Consider the following 17,648-nt stretch of genomic DNA (forward strand, 5'->3'; position numbering starts at 1 on the left):
ACCGCAGTGCGCGTGGCCCTGCGCCGGACCGGCGGCCGCCCCCTGCCCAGCACCGCCCGCCTGGAGAAGGGCGCTGAGATGGGCTGGTTCGAGCACGGCTCCACCATCGTGGTCCTGGCGTCGCCGGGTTTCACCCTGTGGCCGATGCTGCAGGAGGGCGGCCGCCTGCGGATGGGCGAGCCGCTGATGCGGCTTCCGCAACCGGGATAGCGCCGGACGGTCGGATCGCGGTCCGGCCGCCGCGCCTGTTCAGGCCGCCTGGACCTTGACCAGGAAGTCCGCGACCTCGACGCTCAGCCGTTCCGATTGGTGCGAGAGTTCCGTCGCGGCGATCAGGACCTGCGACGCCGAGGCTCCGGTCTCGCCGACGGCGGCGGTGACCGCGCCGATGTTGCTCGTCACCGCCTGGGTCCCCTGGGCCGCCTGCGTGACGCTGCGGACGATCTCCTGGGTGACGGCGCCCTGCTCCTCCATAGACGCCGTGACGCCGACCGCGATGGAGCGGAGCTCCACGATGGTCGCCGAGATCGTCCGGATCGCCTCGACGGCCCGATGGGTCTCGCCCTGGATGGCCGCGATCTGCCGGGAGATGGTCTCGGTGGCCTTGGCGGTCTGGGCGGCGAGTTCCTTGACCTCGCCCGCCACCACGGCGAAGCCCCGGCCCGCCTCGCCGGCGCGCGCCGCCTCGATCGTGGCGTTGAGGGCGAGGAGATTGGTCTGCGCCGCGATGCCGCTGATCAGCTCGACCACCGCGCCGATCGACTCGGCGCCGTCGGCCAGTCCCTGCATGATCGCGGTGGTCTGAGCGGCGTCGGCGGCGGCGCGCTCGGCCATGTCGGAGGAACGGACGATCTGGACGTTGATCGCGCCGATCGAAGCCGCCAGCTCTTCGCTCGCCGCGGCGACGGTCTGTACGTTCGCCGAGGTCTGCTCGGCGCCGGAGGCGACGCTGAGCGACTGCGCCGCCGTCCGGTCGGCCGTCCGGCTCATCGCCTGGGCGGTCGCCTCCATCTCCTCCGCGGCGGCCGACAGGGTCTGGGTCATCTTCGAGACGGCGCCGCGGAACGTGCGGGTGGCCTCGTCCAGCGCCAGCGTGCGGCGGTCCTTGGCCGCGTTCTCGGCGGCCGCCTCGGCGTCGGCACGCCGCTTGGCGATGAGCGCGTCCTTGAACACCTGCACGGCGCCGGCCATGGCGCCGACCTCGTCCCGGCGATCCGCGCCGAGAACCGGCGCGTCCAGGTCTCCGGACGCCAGGCGGGTCATCGCCGCGGTCATCCCGGCGAGCGGGCCGGCGACCTGCTTGAGCACGGTCAGGATGCCGTACACGATCGCGACGGTGGCCAGCGCGACGGCGGCGAGGAGAAGGAGGCTGGTCCAGCCCGACGTCCGCTGCGCGCTCTCGAACGCCTCCCGCGCCTCCCGGATCTGCAAGCCCGTCAGCTGTCCGATGCTGGCTTGCGTCCGCACCATCGCGTTCAGGAGGTCCGCGTGCCGATCCGCATAGGCGCTCGTCTGGTTGGCGCCGGCGAGGCGCACGAGATCGGCGATGATCGTGTCGTTCCGGTCGATCTGCCCCTGAAGCTCCGCGGCGAGGATTTTTTCCTCGGGGGTCAGATACGTGGCGAGGTAATCGGCCCATTGCCGCTTCGCCTGCGCCTGCGCGCGCTGGATGATTTCGACCCCCGGACGCGGATCGGACTGTCCGCCACTCAGGGTGCGCGAAGCCTCCACCAGGCTGTCGTAGGCATCGCGCAATCCGCTGAACTGACCGAGCGGAACGACCCGGTCCTCGAAGACCGTCTGCAGACTTCGCGTGTTCCAGTACAGAGCCAGATTTCCGAGCGCGGTCGAGCCCAACAACAGAACGCCCAGGATCGCCAGAAGCGCAACGAGTCGGGTTTTAATAGTCACGTGCATCAACGACGTCCGGTCCACGGCGATTCGATTTTCGAAGCCGGCACGATATCAATCGATGCTCGAAGCGATGGCAAGTTTGATCAGAGTTATATTTATATGGTAATCTGTAATTATAATACTGTATTTTATCATAGATGCGCGAAAATAGATTGATGTCTTACTGAGCGCTATTGGGTTGTTGTGCTCATCGTTATGCGCGTCTCGAACGCACACACATCAAAATTTGTCACGCGAACGACACATCGATCACAGCAGCGCCGACTGGCGATCGAGCACCAGGGTCATATGGCGTGTTGCTGGATAAAGGCGTCTCGCGTCGCCGTTTCCGCCGATCAAACCGCTGCGGCGGCGGCCCATGCGGGTGGCCGCCGTCGCTTCGGGTCGTCCCCTAAGAAGCCGGTCACACGTCGAGATTAGCGACACTCAGGGCGTTCTCCTGGATGAACTCCCGCCGCGGCTCGACCACGTCGCCCATCAGCTTGACGAACAGGTCGTCGGCGTCGGTCGTGTCCTTGACCTTCACCTGCAGCAGGGAGCGCACCTCGCGGTCCAGCGTGGTCTCCCAGAGCTGCTGCGCGGTCATCTCGCCCAGCCCCTTGTAGCGCTGGAGCTGGAGGCCCTTGCGGCCGAAGGCCATCACGGCCTCGAACAGGGCGACGGGCCCGTGCAGCACGGTCTCGTCGGTCTTGCGCATCAGCGTGGCCGGCTCGCCGTAGATCTCCCGGAACGCGTCGGCGCGCTCGGACAGGCGCCGGGCTTCCTGGGACGAGATCAGGCTGGCATCCAGGGTGGCGACCTGCTTGACCCCGCGCAGGGTCCGGGTGAGGCGATAGCCGCCCTCGTGGGCTTCGCCCTGCCAGCCCTGCTCGATCTCGTCGGCGATCAGATCGAGGCGGCGCGCGGTCGTGTCGGCCAGGACCTCGGCCTCGCCCACCCTCGACGCCGCCTCCCCGTCGAACGCCCCGGCCAGAACCGCCTGCTCGACCACCGAGCGGTCGTAGCGGGTGTGGAGTCCCTGGAGCACGTTGCGGAAGCCGCGGGCCTCCTCGACCAGGCTCTTCAGCTGCGGCCCGGTGAACTCCGCCCCCGTCGAGAGCCGCAGGATCGCCCCGTCGGTGCCCTGGTCGATCAGGTAATCCTCGAGGGCGCGCTCGTCCTTGAGGTAGATCGCCCTGCGGCCGCGCTCGGCTTTGTAGAGCGGCGGCTGGGCGATGTAGAGGTGGCCGCGGTCGATCAGCTCCGGCATCTGGCGGAAGAAGAACGTCAGCAGCAGGGTCCGGATGTGCGAGCCGTCGACATCCGCGTCGGTCATGATGATGATGCGGTGGTAGCGCAGCTTCTCCGGGTTGAAGCCTTCCCGGTCGGTGGACGAGCGGCCGATCCCGGCGCCCAGCGCCGTGATCAGGGTGCCGATCTCCGCCGAGGACAGCATGCGGTCGGCCCGCACCCGCTCGACGTTGAGGATCTTGCCGCGTAGCGGCAGCACGGCCTGGAACGCCCGGTCGCGGCCCTGTTTCGCCGAGCCGCCGGCCGAATCGCCCTCGACCAGCAGGATCTCGCACTTCGACGGGTCGCGCTCCTGGCAGTCGGCGAGCTTGCCGGGAAGCGAGGCGATGTCCAGCGCGCCCTTGCGGGTCACGGTCTCGCGGGCCTTCCGGGCCGCCTCGCGGGCGGAGGCCGCCAGCACGACCTTGCCCATCACCGAGCGGGCCTGCTGCGGGTTCTCCTCGAGCCAGGTCGACAGGCCCTCGTTCAGCACGTTCTCGACCGCCGGGCGGACCTCGGAGGAGACCAGCTTGTCCTTGGTCTGCGACGAGAATTTCGGATCCGGCACCTGCACGGAGATGACCGCGGTCAGGCCCTCCCGGCAATCCTCGCCGGTGAGCGAGACCTTCTCGCGCTTCGAGACGCCCGACGAATCGGCGTAACCGGTGATCTGGCGGGTCAGCGCCGCCCGGAAGCCCGCCATGTGCGTGCCGCCATCGCGCTGCGGGATGTTGTTGGTGAACGGCAGCACCGTCTCGTTGAACGAATCGTTCCACCAGAGCGCGACCTCGACCCGGATGCCCTCGCGCTCGGCCCGGACCACCACGGGGCTCGCCATGCCTTCGATCGGCTTGCGGGACCGGTCCAGGTACCGGACGAAGGCCTCGATGCCGCCCTCGTAGTACAGCTCCTCGCGCTTGTGCTCGGCATGGCGCGCATCGGTCAGGACGATGCGCACGCCGGAATTGAGGAAGGCGAGTTCGCGCAGCCGCTTCTCCAACGTGCCGTAGTCGAACTCGATCATCGTGAAGGTGTTGGTTGAGGGCAGGAAGGTCACTTCCGTCCCGCGCCGCCCCTCGCCGGGGCCCACGATCTCGAGGGGCGCCACGGCATCGCCGTGACGGAACTCCATCGCGTGCTCCATCCCGTTGCGCCAGATCCGGAGCTTCAGGAACGACGACAGCGCGTTCACCACCGAGACGCCGACGCCGTGCAGGCCGCCGGAGACCTTGTAGGAATTCTGGTCGAACTTACCGCCGGCGTGCAGCTGGGTCATGATGACCTCGGCCGCCGAGACCCCCTCCTCCTTGTGGATGTCGGTGGGGATGCCGCGGCCGTTGTCGGAGACCGTGACCGAGCCGTCGGCGTTGAGCTGCACGGTGACGAGGTCGGCATGGCCGCCCAAGGCCTCGTCGATGGCGTTGTCCACCACCTCGTAGACCATGTGGTGCAGGCCCGAGCCGTCGTCGGTGTCGCCGATATACATGCCGGGCCGCTTGCGGACGGCGTCGAGGCCCTTCAGCACGCGGATCGATTCCGCGCCGTACTCGGCGGGCTCGTTCGGAGGGGTGTCGGCCATGAAATTCCTCGGGCAGGCGGACCAGTTCGCGACGGAGGGACTCGCGCCGTCGGGCGCCCACGCCTGCGCTCTCGCTTGGTCCGCCTGATATAGGGGTTCCGCGTTGAGATTGCACGATTTTACGGGCTCGCACGCGCCCGTGCACCCGCTTTTCTGAGGCTCCGCGCTTAACGCCCCGTTAGCCCTCGATGCCGCCCGCGCTGGCCGCGTCCAAACGGGCGATCGCCTCGGCCGACAGCCGCAGCTCGGCAGCGCCGAGCAGGTCGTCGAGCTGCGCCACCGACGTCGCGCTGGCGATCGGCGCGGTGATGCCGGGCCGGGCGATGATCCAGGCCAGCGCCACCTGGGCCTGCGTCGCGTCCCGGTCCCGGGCGACCGAATCCAGCACGTCGAGGAGCGCCAGCCCGCGCGGGGTGAGGTACTTCGCGACGCGGTTCTCCCGGGCGCGTCCCGCCGCATCCTGCGCGGACCGGTACTTGCCGGTGAGGAAGCCGGCCGCCAGCGAGAAGTAGCCGATCACGCCGACCTGTTCCGCCCGGCACAGGGGTTCGAGTTCCGCCTCGTAGCCGCGCTCGGCCAGGCTGTAATCCGGCTGCAGGCACTCGTAGCGCGGCAGGCCCGACGAGGCCGACAGCGTCAACGCCTCGGACAGGCGCGCGACGCCGTAATTCGAAGCCCCGATCGTCCAGACCTTGCCCGAAGCGATCAGGCGCTCGTAGGCCCGCAGGGTCTCCTCCAGGGGCACCTCCGCGTCGTCGAGATGCGACTGATAGAGGTCGATCCGGTCGGTCTGGAGCCGCCGGAGGGACGCCTCGCAGGCCTGCTCGATGTGGCGCGCCGACAGACCCTTGCCGGCCTCGCCCATGTCCATGCCGACCTTGGTGGCCAGCACGATCCTGTCCCGGGCGCCCGGGCGCGCCGCGAACCAGCGGCCGATCACGGTCTCGGATTCGCCGCCCCGGTGGCCGGGCGCCCAGCGCGAATAGACGTTCGCCGTATCGATGAAGTCGAAGCCGCGCTCCACGAACCGGTCGAGGATGGCGAACGAGGTCGCCTCGTCCGCGGTCCAGCCGAAGACGTTGCCGCCGAGGCAGAAGGGCGCGACCCGGAGGTCGGAGCGGCCGATGCGACGCTTGTCCATGGTGTCAGCCCTGCAGGAACGGATTCGAGACGCGCTCCTCGCCGAGCGTGCCGGTCGGGCCATGGCCGGGGATGAAGGAGATGTCGTCGCCGAGCGGCAGAACCTTCTCCTTGATCGCGCGGATCAGCTGCTCGTGGTTGCCGCCGGGCAGGTCGGTGCGGCCGACCGAGCCCTTGAACACCACGTCGCCGACCAGCGCGAAGCGCGCGTCCCGGCTCACGAACACGACGCTGCCGGGCGAATGGCCCGGGCAGTGGAGGATGTCGAAGCCGAGCTCGCCGACCGTCACGGCGTCGCCGTCGTCGAGCCAGCGATCGGGGGTCACGGCCCTGCCCTCGCCGATCCCGTAATTGGCCGCCGTCTCGGGCAGGGAATCGAGCAGGAACTTGTCGGCGCGGTGCGGGCCCTCGATCGGCACGCCGAGGCGCTCGCGCAGCTCGTCGGCGCCGGCGGCGTGGTCGACATGGCCGTGGGTCAGCAGGATCTTTTCGACCCGCACGCCCTGCTCCCGGATGGCGGCCTCGATCCGGTCGAGGTCGCCGCCCGGATCGACGACGGCGCCGACCTTGGTGGCGTCGTCCCAGATCAGCGTGCAGTTCTGCTGGAAGGGCGTGACCGGGATGATCCCGGCGCGGGGCGTTCCTGGCATGGGGTTCCGCGGGTTGGCTGCGCCGCCGTCGGCGCTCTGGACCGGGTTCTAGCGCAGAACCGGCCGTGCGGCACCCCGCGGCCGGTCAGGCCGACCCGTCCTTCGGCCGGCGCAGGCTGTCGTGGAGCGCGAGCATCTCGGCCATGCCCATCGACCGGCTGCTCCACCGGGTCTCGGCGGTGTTGACCTTCGTGAAGCGGTCGTGGGACCGGCCGCCGTAGGCGCCGAAGATCGCCGTGCCCGGCTCCGTGGTTCCGGCTTCGGCCGGGGCGGAGGACGCGTCCGGCCGGTCGACCCGGTACGACGGCGCCGTCGCCTTGCCGGTGACCCCGATCCGGACCCAGGCGTCGCCGTAATGCTTCTGGCACATCCGCATCGTGACCAGCACCTGGCGCAGGTAGCCCTCGGCATCCTCGAGGCCGGGCAGCACGTCCGCGATCGTCGCGTCCGAGGGGTAATGTTTGGTCCGAACCATGTGCATCCTCGCTCCGGCACATCCCTAGCGCGCCGGGCGGGCGGGGGCGAGGCGCCGCTCAGCCCGGCGTCCGCTTCAGCAATGCGTCGAGGCCGCCGACCCGGAACCAGTGGTAGCCGTAGCCCTCCAGGAACAGGCAGTGGCTGCCCTCGGGGCCGGCGTCGCTGCGCGAGCCGGTGAGCACGTCGACCAGGATGTCGGGCTCCGGCTCGGGCACGCCGGAGCGGAGGGCGATCTCGATCGGCTCTGGCGCGAGGTTGTGCACGCACAGGATGGCGTTGCCGCGCCATTCGTAGCGCAGGGCGAGGACCGAGGCCTTACCCGTGGGCACCGCCGTCACGTCGCCCCAGCCGATCTCGGGCGCCTCCTTGCGGTGGCGGATGATGCTCTGCATCCAGTTGAGCAGCGAGCCCCGGTCGTGCCGCTGGTCGGCGACGTTCACGTGCGCGAAGCCGTAGGGGCCGTGATCGATCGGCGGCAGCACCGTCCGCTCGGCCCGGGAGAAGCCGCCCTTGTGCTCGGCGGTCCACTGCATCGGCGTGCGGGCGCAGTCCCGCTCCTTCAGGCCCAGGTCGTCGCCCATGCCGATCTCGTCGCCGTAGCGGATCACCGGCGTCCCCGGCAGGGTGAACATCAGCGAGTAGGCCAGCCGGATCCGGCGGGGGTCGCCCGCCAGCATGGGGGCAAAGCGGCGCCGGATGCCGCGGTCGTAGAGCTGCATCCCCTTCTCGGGGCCGAATTCGGCGAACACCGCCTGCCGCTGCGTCTCGGTGAGCCGGCCGAGGTCCAGCTCGTCGTGGTTGCGCAGGAAGATGCCCCACTGGCACGAGAGCGGGCGGGGCTTGGTCCGCTCGATCGCCTTCACCAGGGGGCGGGCATCGTGCGCGGCCAGGGCGTAGAAGGTCGATTGGTTGACCTGGAAGTTGAACATCATGTGCATGCGGTCGGCGTCGTCGCCGAAATAGTCGAGGTCCTGCTTCGGCAGGATGTTGGCCTCGGCCAGGATGATCGCGTCGCCCTTGCGCCATTGCAGGAACTCGCGGAAGTCGCGCAGCATGTCGAACTGCTCGCGCGGCTTGCCGCCGACGTCGGCGCCCTTCTCGGCGATGACGAACGGCACCGCGTCCATCCGGAAGCCGGACACGCCGAGTTCGATCCAGAAGCCCATGATCTTCAGGATCTCGGCCAGCACCTCGGGGTTGGCGGTGTTGAGATCGGGCTGGAAGTCGAAGAACCGGTGGAAGTACCAGGCGCCGGCCTTCTCGTCGTAGGTCCAGGTGGTCTCCTGGACGCCGGGGAAGACCATGCCCTCGTCGGTGCCGGCCGGGCGCTCCTTCGACCAGACGTACCAGTCGCGGTAGGGCGAGTTCGGGTCGGAACGGGCCGACTGGAACCAGCGGTGCTTGTCCGAGGTGTGGTTGACCACGAGGTCGATCAGCACCCGCAGGCCCCGCTGCTTGGCCGCGTGCGCGAAGGCGACGAAATCGCCGAGCGAGCCGTAATCGGGATCGACCCCGTAATAATCCGCGATGTCGTAGCCGCCGTCGCGCTTGGGCGAGGGCTGGAACGGCATCAGCCAGATCGCGGTGGCGCCCAGGCCCTGGATGTAGTCCAGCCGCCGCTCGAGCCCGGCGAAGTCTCCGATGCCGTCGCCGTTGGCGTCCATGAAGGTGCCGACCGACAGGCAGTAGATGACCGCGTTCTTGTACCAGAGGTCGTTGATCATGCCGGTCCTCGCGAGGCGCCTTCAGAAGCGCCGTTCGGCCATGAGGACCGGCCGCGCCGGCGACCCTACGACGACCGGCGGGAATTGGTTCCGCCTGATCGAAGGGGTCGATCCGGCTCCTCGCGCGCATGATCCATGTAGGCGCGCAGCACGCTGTTGATCTTGGTCTGGTAGCCGCGCCCCTGTTCCCTGAAGAACGCCAGGACATCGGCATCGACCCGCATGGTCACGATCTTCTTCCGGGACTCCGGATGGATGACCGCTTGGCTCCAGTCGATCTCCAGATCGGCCTCGTCGGGATCGGTCGCGACGGCCGCGTCGACGTCGGCATCGGTCAGCGCCTTCACGGCGTCCCAGTCGCTCTCGCTGTCGCCGTGCTCAAACATCGCTGTCAGGTCCGCCGACGAATGCCTGACTGCATGCTTGTCGTTCTTCACGCCGCGCCCTCCTGAACGAGATCAACCGCCGCCGATCCAGGTGCCAGGTCCAGACAAGGGTGACGTGCACCTCACCCAGGACCCCGACCGTGACGTGGCGCGCCTCGTCCCGGAAGGCTGCCGGACCTTCGAGCCGGGGGCGTCCGTCGAACAGGGCGACCGCGTCCCGGAAATCGAGGCGGTGCTTGGCGAGGTTCGCCCGGCGCTTCGCCTCGTCCCACTCGAACATGGCCGGCCGCCCCTTGATGTCAATACGTTCTGTCAATACGTGCTGTGGCGAAGCTTGCGGGTGGGGGCACCCCGGCAGGCTTTTCCTTAAAACAGCCGCGTTGTGCTCGCCCAGTTCGGCGGCGCACCCGGGAGGTTCGCACCCGCTCCGCCGCCCCCTCGAATCCGGACCGCATGAACGCCATCCTGATCAAGCTGTTCGCGACGGCCCTGACGCTGAGCCAGGTCACGACGCGGCCGGACGCGGTGCGGACCCAGTTCGATCCGTTCACCGATCAGGCCGAGGTCGTGCGCCTGCTGCGCGACGGCTGCGCCCACATGCGCAAGGCGTTCGACATCGAGGACATCAATCTCGATGAATTGATCACCACCGCCATGGAGGATCCGACGAGCGTCGCCGGGCCGGGGGCGCCGAAGATCCTGCACGGGCTCAACCTCGACGAGCTGAACACCAGCTACAAGCAGTTCTGCAAGGGTGAGAACCCGGCGATCTCGCCGTTCAATGCCCGCGAGGTCATCGAGTTCTACGACAACGCCACCAAGGACCTGCCCACCGCCGAGGCGCTCCGGGACAAGGTCCTGCCCGGCATGACCCGCATCCTCGACGGGTCGGGCAAGCCCTTCGCCGAGACCTTCGAGGTGAACGGCCGCCGGCTCGTGGTGCCGATCACCGCGGTGCCGAACCTCGTGCAGAAGGCGTTCATCGCGGCGGAAGACAAGCGCTTCGAGAGCCACCACGGCATCGACGAGCGCGGCGTGATCCGCGCCTTCATCGGCAACCTCGCCTCGCCCGGGCGGCCGGCCGGCGGCTCCACCATCACCCAGCAGGTGGTGAAGAACCTCTCGGTCGGCGACGACGTCACCTACGAGCGCAAGATCCGCGAGATGATCGTGGCGGCCCGCCTGGAGCGGATCCTCACGAAGCCGCAGATCCTCGGGCTCTACCTCAACGGCATCTATCTCGGCCGCGGCGCCTACGGCATCGAGATGGCGGCGCAGAGCTATTTCGGGAAGTCGGTCGGGCAGCTGACCCTGCCGGAGGCCGCCCTGCTGGCCGGCATGCCGAAGGGACCCAACTTCTACAGTCCGGACAAGTACCCGGAGCGGGCGCGCGAACGGCGCGCCTACGTGCTCGCCCGCCTCAAGGAGGAAGGCACGATCACCGATGCCGAGATGGCCGGCGCGGTCAACGCCGATCTCGGGCTGAAGCCGGTGGACGCGACGCGGCGGGATTCGGGCTTCTACGTGGTCGATTACCTGAACCGCGAGGCCCGCACCTTCGCGGGGGTGGATTCGCTGACCGCCGGCTCGTTCACGGTCCGCTCGACGATCAATGCCGGGCTCCAGCGCGCCGTCGAGGGGGCGCTGCAGGACGGGCTCGCCAACTACGAGCGCGCGACCGGACGCCAGACCTACACGGGTCCCGAACTCAACCTCGCCGACAGCATCCGCCGGATCCAGGCGGCGACGCCCGCGCCGGAAGGATCGGTACAGAGCGCGCCCGGCGTGACGGGGGCCCGGGCCGAGGCCGCGAAGGATCCGGTGAAGCCCGATGCGAAACCGGGCGCCAAGGCGCCCAAGCCGAAGGTCGCGGCGGCGCCGCAGGTGAAGCCCGTCTGGCTGCGTGCCCTGGAGAGCGCGCGGCCGACCCTGTACGACGTGCACTGGCCCGTCGCCGTCGTGCTCGAGCCCGGGCGCGGACCCGTGAAGGTCGGCCTTGCCGACGGCCGCACCGCCACCCTCGATCCGGGCGTCGCCCGGGGCAAGCTGCAGCTCTACGACGTGGTCCGGGTCAAGCTCACGGAGGGGCGCGGCGCGCCCCGGGCCCAGCTTCGGGTCCGGCCCAACGTGCAGGGTGCCGCCCTGGTCATGGAGAACCAGACCGGCCGCATCCTGGCCATGGCGGGTGGGTTCTCCTATCCGCTGAGCCAGCTCAACCGGGTCACCCAGGCGGTGCGCCAGCCCGGCTCGACCCTCAAGCCGCTGACCTACCTGGCCGCGCTGAATGCCGGGCTCCAGCCCAACACCCTGGTGATGGATTCCGCCGTGACCCTGCCGCCGATCGGCGGATCCGGGGATTCCTGGTCGCCGAAGAACTACGAGGGCGGCGGCTCCGGACCCACGACCCTGCGCAGGGGCCTGGAATTCTCCAAGAACCTCGTCACCGCCCGGCTATTGCAGGGGGGCATCGCCCCGAAGGCGCCGGCCAGCCTGAAGCGGGTCTGCGACATCGCCTTGGAGGCGCAGATCTACGCCGAGTGCGAGCCCTACTATCCGTTCGTTCTCGGCGCCCAGCCGGTCCGGATGCTCGACCTTGCCGGGTTCTACGCGGCGGTGGCCAACGAGGGCGCCCGACCGGCGCCGTTCGCGCTCGAATCGGTCGAGCGGGACGGCAAGGCGCTCTACACCCACGCCGCCCGCGAGCCCACGCGGATCGGCTCGGCCGACCGGATCGCGTTCTACCAGCTCAAGACCATGCTGCAGGGCGTCACCCAGCACGGCACCGCGGCGGCCCTGTCCAAGGTGTCGGCCTACGTCGCCGGCAAGACCGGCACCTCCGAGAACGAGAACGACGCCTGGTTCGCGGGCTTCACCAACGAGATCACCGTGGTGGTCTGGGTCGGCTACGACAACGCCGACGGCAGCCGCAAGACGCTCGGCCGCGGTCAGACCGGCGGGCATCTCTCGGTCCCGATCGCCTCCACCATCCTGCAGGCGGCCTGGGCCAACGGCATCCCGAAGACGCCCCTGCGCGGCCCCTCCCCCGAGGCGCGGCCGTTCATCGCCGACCTGGCGATCGACCCGCATAGCGGCCAGCGGGTCGCGGGCGGCGGCTTCATCGAGCATTTCCGCACCAGCGGCGACGGCCAGATGGCCGACACCCAGTTCCGCCTGGTGCCGCGCGAGACCCTCTACGCCATGCGGCCGGACGCGCAGGACGGCGACCTCTCCGGCAGTGAGGACGGCGCGAGCGTGGCCGGCGACTATTACGGCAACATGACCGGCGAACGCGCCGCCCCCGATCCCCTCGATCCCTTCGGCGAACGCCCCGCTGCGCGCAGCCGCCGTGCGCAGGGCGATCTGGATTCCTATGGCCAGGACGCCTACAGGCCCTGGCCCGGCCAGACGGCGCGCTCGCCTTTCGGAGACGAAGGCGTGCGCCGGCCGCGCCGCCGCGACCCGGACTACCTGTTCGGCGAAGACCCGGGCTACTGACCCACCCGCTCCGACCGATGAGACGCCCGTTGCGAACGCAGTTTCCTGCCGCCCTCGCCCTCGTCCTGACGACCGCTGCCCCGGTCTGCGCGCAGACTCCCGCGGCCAACACCGTGCCGGGGCTGGAACGGATCAAGGAGGTGCCCTCGGTCACCGCCCTCGATCCGGCCGCGCTCAAGCCGGGGCAGATCCTGTTCACGGATCACCGCGACAACCCCACGGCGCCCGAGAACGGGCTGATCCCGTACCTGGACTGGCTCAAGGTCCGCCCGGCGGAGGCCGCGGTGCTGGCGCCCTTCCCCGGCTACAAGGAGCCGGACTACACCGTGACGGTGAACGGCGTGACCAAGCCGCGGCACGAGACGCTGAAGGTCTACGTGGCGGAAGGGCGATTCGTGGTCGCCCGGCCGCCCGAGGCGATCGACCTCCAGGCCTTCGCCAACCTCGGCTTCGTCCAGAAGATGGACCCGGCGATCAAGCACAAGGCGATCACCACCGGCGAGGTGGCGCCGAACAAGGACCCGGCCGCCGCCTTCGCCAAGCGCCCGGACCGGCCCTGGTGCGAGGGTGCCGGCGCCTGCATCGAGTCCCGCTACGACCTCGAAGGCAAGCTGCCGCTGGGCGTGAAGCTCGCCAACAAGCTCGAAGAGGGCTCGGCCAAGAAGATCGCCGAGTACGTCTCGTTCCAGAGCGAGCTGCGGGTGCTCGGCGCCGACCAGGGGGCGGCCCTGAAGGCGCTGACCAGGATCGACACGCCGGTGACGGGTGGGCTGGAGCAGACGATCTTCTGGGTCAACCAGATCCTGCGCTTCGGCAAGTTCCTGGCGGTGTTCCAGCCGTTGCCGAACGATCCCACCAAGACGGTGGTGACCACATACATGGCGCTGGCCATCAAGGCCGATGTCCTCGACCGCAAGGCCGAATATGCCCGGGTGCCGGTGCTCAAGAACCTGCTGCCGGCCCAGGTGCTGATGGGCAATTCGAGCTTCAACACGGGCAGCTCGATCAGCGCCGGCCTGCCGGTCTACGCCCGCAACCGCATCACGACCTTCGCGGACGCGATCGCGAAGCGGTGACCGGTCGACACCTCGATCCCGGATCGACGTTCCGGGATCGAGGCGGCTCGGGGGCTCAGAACCCGCGGTTGCCGATCGAAGGCAGGGTCGGCTGCGTGTAGGCGCGGTTCACGTCGCGCCGGGTCTGGGTGCCGTTGGTGTCGTTCGAGGCGCGATAGTTGTCGAGCCGGAAGCTGTCGGCGAGGCCGCTGCGCCCGTCGGGGCTGTCGGTGTTGCAGGCGCCGAGGCCGCCGACCGCCAGGAACGCGACGGCAAGAAGGGTAAAGCGCATGATTGGTCCTGAGCGATGCCGAACCGCGCGAGGGATCACTATCCGCCGCCGAATCGCAGGGTGAAAAGTCGGTGTCGGCATGGTCAGCGCGCTGGCAAGTCCGTCAAGACCGGCGGCGAGGTGTAAACCGATTCTGCCGCCTCCGATGCGCGGCGGCCACGGAAAATCCACCTTTCCAGCCGTTAGCGGCGGATAGAGGCCGCCATTTGCCGGAAGTCGGGTCCCTCCCCCTGGCGAATCCGGGGCCTTTCGGGCCAGAACCGTCGGCGATGAGCAACGTCCTGCCCTTCCGGCCGCGCCCGACCGTCACCCGCCTCGCCCGCTGCGAGGTCGTGACCGTGGCCGGCGATCTCCTCGCCCTGCTCGAGCAGCTCGAGGATGTGAGTGCCCGCGCCGCCGCGATGGGCCGTCCGACGCTCGAGGTCGAGCGCACGGTTCAGAACCTCCTCGACGCCGTCAGCGCCGTGGAGCGAGCCCTCGACTGCATCGGCGAGGGCGAGCAGGTCGCCCCGGCCTGACCCGCGCCGACCGGCGGACCGAACCGGTTTTGCACAATAGATCCTGATCCGATTCGGTAGAATACCGCCTCGGTAGCAACGTTCGTCGAACTTCGCTTCAAGACGTCTAATATTCCGGAACTCTCCCGCGCACCTTGCGGTTGAACGTCCGGCGATCGATACCGACGCCGGTTCCGGAGGACGTTATGAGGTTTCGTACGGGCAGCACGTTGGCCGTCATCGCCGCCGCCGGGCTCCTCGCAGGAACGATCGTCCAGGCTCCGGCGGCCGAAATCGGCTTCCTCGAAATGCTGTTCGGTGCCCGGCCGGCGCCTCAGGCGGTCCAGCAGGCCCCCGCGCCGCTCGAAGATCGCGCCGTCTACCGGCGCTCGACCCCGCGGCTCGGCAACGCCCGGCACCGTCTCCAGACCCGGTACGCCGCGCTCCCGGTGCGGATCCGCGCCAAGGAGAGCGAACTTAGCGAACGGCAGACGCCCATCGACATGAAGGCCGGCGCGGCCGCCGCGCTGATGAAGGACGAGACCCTGATGCCGGGTGACATCGTCGTCCTGAACACCGGCGCCAAGGTGTTCACAGGCAATCCCGACAAGCGCCACGCCCTGCGGGATTTTGAGCCGGTCCATACCTCCCGCTTCGTCAGCAAGGGCACCCGCAAGCAGCTCGCCGGATTGTTCACGCCGGTGGGCGCGTCGCCCGCCAGCGAGGCGCGCCGCGTCATGGCGCGTGGCACGTCGGTTCCGTCGTCGCCGGTGGCGACACCGATCCCGCCGCAGCAGACCGCGATGCGGGTCATCAACGTGTGGCAGCCTGCCCGCTGAGCGGGACGGCGGTGTTCCGGGCTAGAAAAATCGCTCCTTGACCACGATCGTGTCGCCCGGCCGGACCGAGTAGGTCATCGGCACGATGCCCGACACGAGTCCGCCCCCGGTGTCGCGGGTCAGCACCGCGTAGTCGCGGGCCGCCCGCGGGCCGAAGCCGGCGGCGATCGCCACGGCCGTCTCGACGGTCATGCCGTTGACGAACGGGTATTGGCCGGAGGTCGTGACCTCGCCCAGGATGTAGAACGGGCGGTAGGTATCCACCTCCACGGTCACGTGCGGCTCGCGCACGAAGCCGGAGGACAGCTTGGCCTCGATCGCCTTCGCCGCCTGGCCGGTGGTCTGGCCGCCGACCTGCACGGTGCCGATCAGCGGCATGGCGATCTTGCCCGCCCCGTCGACGGCGTAGATGTTCGACAGGTTGTCCTGGCCGAACACGATCACCCGCAATTTGTCGCCCGCCGAGAGCGGGTAGCGGGCGCCGATCGAGCCGGTGCCGGTGGCATCGAGCTGGTCGGTCCGGAAGGTCGGACGCAGGCAGCCGCCGAGCGCCAACGTCGAGCCAAGTGCGAGGAAAAGAGCGCGCCGGTTCATCACCATCGCCGTCATGGGTGCCAATTCAGTTCGGTCTAGGCCGTTAAGGTTAATGAACCTTGATCAGCGAGGTGGCCTGTTCCGAACAGGGCGACACGCGGCCGGCCTTAACTCTCAAGCAACCTTAACATCCTCTAATAGCGCCCGGGCGGCACTGATCGCCGCCCCGTCGGCCGTCGTGCTCAGAGCGTATTCATGTCTCGTATCAGCCTGCGCTCGCCCATCGCCGCACCCGCGCAGCGGACCCCTCCGCGGGACGGCGTCGGCCTCGCGCAGGTGCCGCAGATCCTGCGCCGGTCGATCGGCTGGATCGTCGGGCCGACCCTGGTGGTCGCGCTGGGCGCTGGCATCTTCGTCAACGTCGTGAGCCCGCGCTACACCGGCGAGGCGAAGCTGATCCTCGAGAGCCGCGACCCGGCCTTCGCGCGCACCGCCCAGGAGCGCGCCGACCAGCTGGCGCCGATCGACGAGCAGGCGGTGGCGAGCCAGGTCCAGGTGGTCATGTCCCGCGACCTCGCCCGGGAGGCGATCCGCCGGCTGAAGCTGGTGGGCAACCCCGAGTTCGATCCGGGTTCGAGCGCCATCGGCCCCGTCCAGCGCGTGCTGATGATGCTGGGCATCGGCGCCAACCCCCTCGACCGCCCGGCCGAGGACCGCGTGCTCGATGCCTATTTCGAGCACCTGCTGGTCTTCCCGGCGGGCAAGTCCCGCATCCTGACGATCGAGTTCCGCGCCAAGGACGCCAAGCTGGCCGCCGAGGGCGCCAACACCATCGCGCAGCTCTACATCGCCTCGCTCGAGGCCGACAAGGTCGACACCGCGCGCTACGCCTCCTCCTGGCTCGGCGGCAACATCGACGGCCTGCGCAAGCGCGTCGCGGAGGCCGAGGCGAAGGTCGAGGCGTTCCGCGCCAAGAACGGCCTGGTCGGCAGCGGCGGCGCGACCGGTCAGCCGCTGACCACCCAGCAGCTCGGCGAGCTGTCGAGCCAGCTGTCCCAGGCCCGGATCCTGAAGGCCGACCTCGCCGGCCGGGTGAAGGCGATCAAGGACCTGATCAAGGACGGCCGCGCCTTCGAGATCACCGAGGTCGCCAACAACGAGGTCGTCCGGCGCATCGTGGACAACCGGATCGCCGTCCGGACGCAGCTGGCGCTGGAGTCCCGCACGCTGCTGCCCGCCCATCCGCGGATCAAGGAGCTGCATGCCCAGCTCGAGGATCTCGACGCCCAGATCAAGACGTCGGCCGAGCGCATCGCGCGCACGCTGGAGAACGACGCCAAGATCGCCGGCTCCCGGGTCGAGAGCCTGCAGGCCGCGGTGGACGGCCAGCAGGATGTGGTCGTCAAGGGCAACACCAGCGAGATCCAGCTCCGGGCCCTGGAGCGCGAGGCCAAGGCGCAGCGCGAGCAGCTCGAATCCTACCTGTCGCGCTACCGCGAGGCGGCCGCCCGCGACGGCGAGAGCGCCACGCCCGCGGATGCCCGCATCGTCTCGCGCGCCGTGACCCCGGAAGTCCCCTCGTTCCCCAAGAAGCTGCCGATCGTCAGCTTCGCGACGCTGGTGACGCTGATGCTGGCGGTGGGCGGCGTGCTCGCGAGCGCGCTCCTGGCCGAGGGAAGCCGGAACGCCAAGGAATCGGACGCGGCGTTCGACACCTCGGACCGGCGCCCCCGCCGCGAGCCCGAGCTCGAGCGCCCGACCTTCGCCTTCCCGGAGGCGATGCCCCCGGCCCACTGG

General features: G+C 69.4%; 16 protein-coding genes. 6 read left to right on the forward strand and 10 right to left on the reverse strand.

Going from position 1 to position 17,648, the window contains the following annotated elements:
• A partial coding sequence (locus FV228_RS06685; RefSeq protein WP_187277655.1) for a phosphatidylserine decarboxylase occupies positions 1 to 210 on the forward strand: 210 nt, incomplete at its 5' end.
• A gap of 39 nt (positions 211 to 249) precedes the next feature.
• Here FV228_RS06685 and FV228_RS06690 read toward each other — a convergent pair.
• The 8 genes from FV228_RS06690 to FV228_RS06725 all read right to left on the reverse strand — a co-directional run bounded on the left by FV228_RS06690 (position 250) and on the right by FV228_RS06725 (position 9,455).
• Positions 250 to 1,917: a methyl-accepting chemotaxis protein gene (locus FV228_RS06690; protein WP_147853881.1), complete on the reverse strand. Its 1,668-nt coding sequence runs from the start codon at positions 1,915 to 1,917 to the stop codon at positions 250 to 252.
• 400 nt (positions 1,918 to 2,317) lie between these two features.
• The gene (gyrB, locus tag FV228_RS06695) at positions 2,318 to 4,762 is read right to left on the reverse strand and encodes a DNA topoisomerase (ATP-hydrolyzing) subunit B (RefSeq protein ID WP_147853882.1); all 2,445 of its coding nucleotides are present in this window, start codon (positions 4,760 to 4,762) and stop codon (positions 2,318 to 2,320) included.
• Between the two features lie 178 nt (positions 4,763 to 4,940).
• On the reverse strand, positions 4,941 to 5,903 hold the full coding sequence (locus FV228_RS06700) for an aldo/keto reductase (RefSeq protein WP_147853883.1): 963 nt from the start codon (positions 5,901 to 5,903) through the stop codon (positions 4,941 to 4,943).
• Positions 5,904 to 5,907: 4 nt separating this feature from the next.
• Entirely contained in the window at positions 5,908 to 6,552 is a 645-nt protein-coding gene (locus FV228_RS06705; RefSeq protein ID WP_147853884.1) for an MBL fold metallo-hydrolase, read from the reverse strand.
• A gap of 85 nt (positions 6,553 to 6,637) precedes the next feature.
• Positions 6,638 to 7,027 (reverse strand): hypothetical protein, encoded by a 390-nt coding sequence (locus FV228_RS06710; RefSeq protein ID WP_147853885.1) that lies wholly within the window; start codon positions 7,025 to 7,027, stop codon positions 6,638 to 6,640.
• A gap of 58 nt (positions 7,028 to 7,085) precedes the next feature.
• Positions 7,086 to 8,753: an alpha-amylase family protein gene (locus FV228_RS06715; protein WP_147853886.1), complete on the reverse strand. Its 1,668-nt coding sequence runs from the start codon at positions 8,751 to 8,753 to the stop codon at positions 7,086 to 7,088.
• 65 nt (positions 8,754 to 8,818) lie between these two features.
• The gene (locus FV228_RS06720; protein ID WP_147853887.1) at positions 8,819 to 9,190 is read right to left on the reverse strand and encodes a BrnA antitoxin family protein; all 372 of its coding nucleotides are present in this window, start codon (positions 9,188 to 9,190) and stop codon (positions 8,819 to 8,821) included.
• A complete protein-coding gene (locus FV228_RS06725; RefSeq protein WP_246693852.1) occupies positions 9,132 to 9,455 on the reverse strand; it encodes a BrnT family toxin in 324 nt (107 codons plus the stop codon). The genes FV228_RS06720 and FV228_RS06725 overlap by 59 nt, the downstream gene beginning before the upstream one ends.
• A gap of 137 nt (positions 9,456 to 9,592) precedes the next feature.
• On the opposite strand from FV228_RS06725, the gene FV228_RS06730 reads away from it, so the two are divergent.
• Positions 9,593 to 12,634 carry a transglycosylase domain-containing protein gene (locus FV228_RS06730; protein WP_147853889.1) on the forward strand — a complete coding sequence of 1,014 codons (3,042 nt, stop codon included), beginning with the start codon at positions 9,593 to 9,595 and terminating at the stop codon, positions 12,632 to 12,634.
• 17 nt (positions 12,635 to 12,651) lie between these two features.
• Entirely contained in the window at positions 12,652 to 13,710 is a 1,059-nt protein-coding gene (locus FV228_RS06735; protein ID WP_187277656.1) for a hypothetical protein, read from the forward strand.
• A gap of 55 nt (positions 13,711 to 13,765) precedes the next feature.
• On the opposite strand, the gene FV228_RS06740 is transcribed toward FV228_RS06735, so the two are convergent.
• On the reverse strand, positions 13,766 to 13,981 hold the full coding sequence (locus tag FV228_RS06740; RefSeq protein ID WP_147853891.1) for a hypothetical protein: 216 nt from the start codon (positions 13,979 to 13,981) through the stop codon (positions 13,766 to 13,768).
• A gap of 269 nt (positions 13,982 to 14,250) precedes the next feature.
• Between FV228_RS06740 and FV228_RS06745 the strand changes: the two genes are divergently transcribed.
• Positions 14,251 to 14,499, forward strand: coding sequence for a hypothetical protein (locus FV228_RS06745; protein ID WP_058194484.1), 249 nt, complete (start codon positions 14,251 to 14,253; stop codon positions 14,497 to 14,499).
• 185 nt (positions 14,500 to 14,684) lie between these two features.
• Complete coding sequence (locus FV228_RS06750; RefSeq protein ID WP_147853892.1) at positions 14,685 to 15,317, forward strand: hypothetical protein; 633 nt, start codon at positions 14,685 to 14,687, stop codon at positions 15,315 to 15,317.
• 21 nt (positions 15,318 to 15,338) lie between these two features.
• On the opposite strand, the gene FV228_RS06755 is transcribed toward FV228_RS06750, so the two are convergent.
• Positions 15,339 to 15,917: a polysaccharide biosynthesis/export family protein gene (locus FV228_RS06755; RefSeq protein ID WP_187193723.1), complete on the reverse strand. Its 579-nt coding sequence runs from the start codon at positions 15,915 to 15,917 to the stop codon at positions 15,339 to 15,341.
• 189 nt (positions 15,918 to 16,106) lie between these two features.
• Here FV228_RS06755 and FV228_RS06760 point away from each other — a divergent pair.
• Positions 16,107 to 17,648 (forward strand): GumC family protein (locus FV228_RS06760; protein WP_246693853.1); only part of this gene is annotated, 1,542 nt, incomplete at its 3' end.

The sequence above is a fragment of the Methylobacterium sp. WL18 genome (assembly GCF_008040015.1).
GTDB classification, from domain to species: Bacteria; Pseudomonadota; Alphaproteobacteria; order Rhizobiales; family Beijerinckiaceae; genus Methylobacterium; species Methylobacterium mesophilicum.

Coding starts and splice junctions, on each gene's coding strand:
- FV228_RS06690 (WP_147853881.1), bottom strand. CDS start 1,917: ATGCACGTGACTATTAAAACCCGACTCGTTGCGCTTCTGGCGATCCTG.
- gyrB (WP_147853882.1), bottom strand. CDS start 4,762: ATGGCCGACACCCCTCCGAACGAGCCCGCCGAGTACGGCGCGGAATCG.
- FV228_RS06700 (WP_147853883.1), bottom strand. CDS start 5,903: ATGGACAAGCGTCGCATCGGCCGCTCCGACCTCCGGGTCGCGCCCTTC.
- FV228_RS06705 (WP_147853884.1), bottom strand. CDS start 6,552: ATGCCAGGAACGCCCCGCGCCGGGATCATCCCGGTCACGCCCTTCCAG.
- FV228_RS06710 (WP_147853885.1), bottom strand. CDS start 7,027: ATGGTTCGGACCAAACATTACCCCTCGGACGCGACGATCGCGGACGTG.
- FV228_RS06715 (WP_147853886.1), bottom strand. CDS start 8,753: ATGATCAACGACCTCTGGTACAAGAACGCGGTCATCTACTGCCTGTCG.
- FV228_RS06730 (WP_147853889.1), top strand. CDS start 9,593: ATGAACGCCATCCTGATCAAGCTGTTCGCGACGGCCCTGACGCTGAGC.
- FV228_RS06735 (WP_187277656.1), top strand. CDS start 12,652: ATGAGACGCCCGTTGCGAACGCAGTTTCCTGCCGCCCTCGCCCTCGTC.
- FV228_RS06740 (WP_147853891.1), bottom strand. CDS start 13,981: ATGCGCTTTACCCTTCTTGCCGTCGCGTTCCTGGCGGTCGGCGGCCTC.
- FV228_RS06745 (WP_058194484.1), top strand. CDS start 14,251: ATGAGCAACGTCCTGCCCTTCCGGCCGCGCCCGACCGTCACCCGCCTC.
- FV228_RS06750 (WP_147853892.1), top strand. CDS start 14,685: ATGAGGTTTCGTACGGGCAGCACGTTGGCCGTCATCGCCGCCGCCGGG.
- FV228_RS06755 (WP_187193723.1), bottom strand. CDS start 15,917: ATGGTGATGAACCGGCGCGCTCTTTTCCTCGCACTTGGCTCGACGTTG.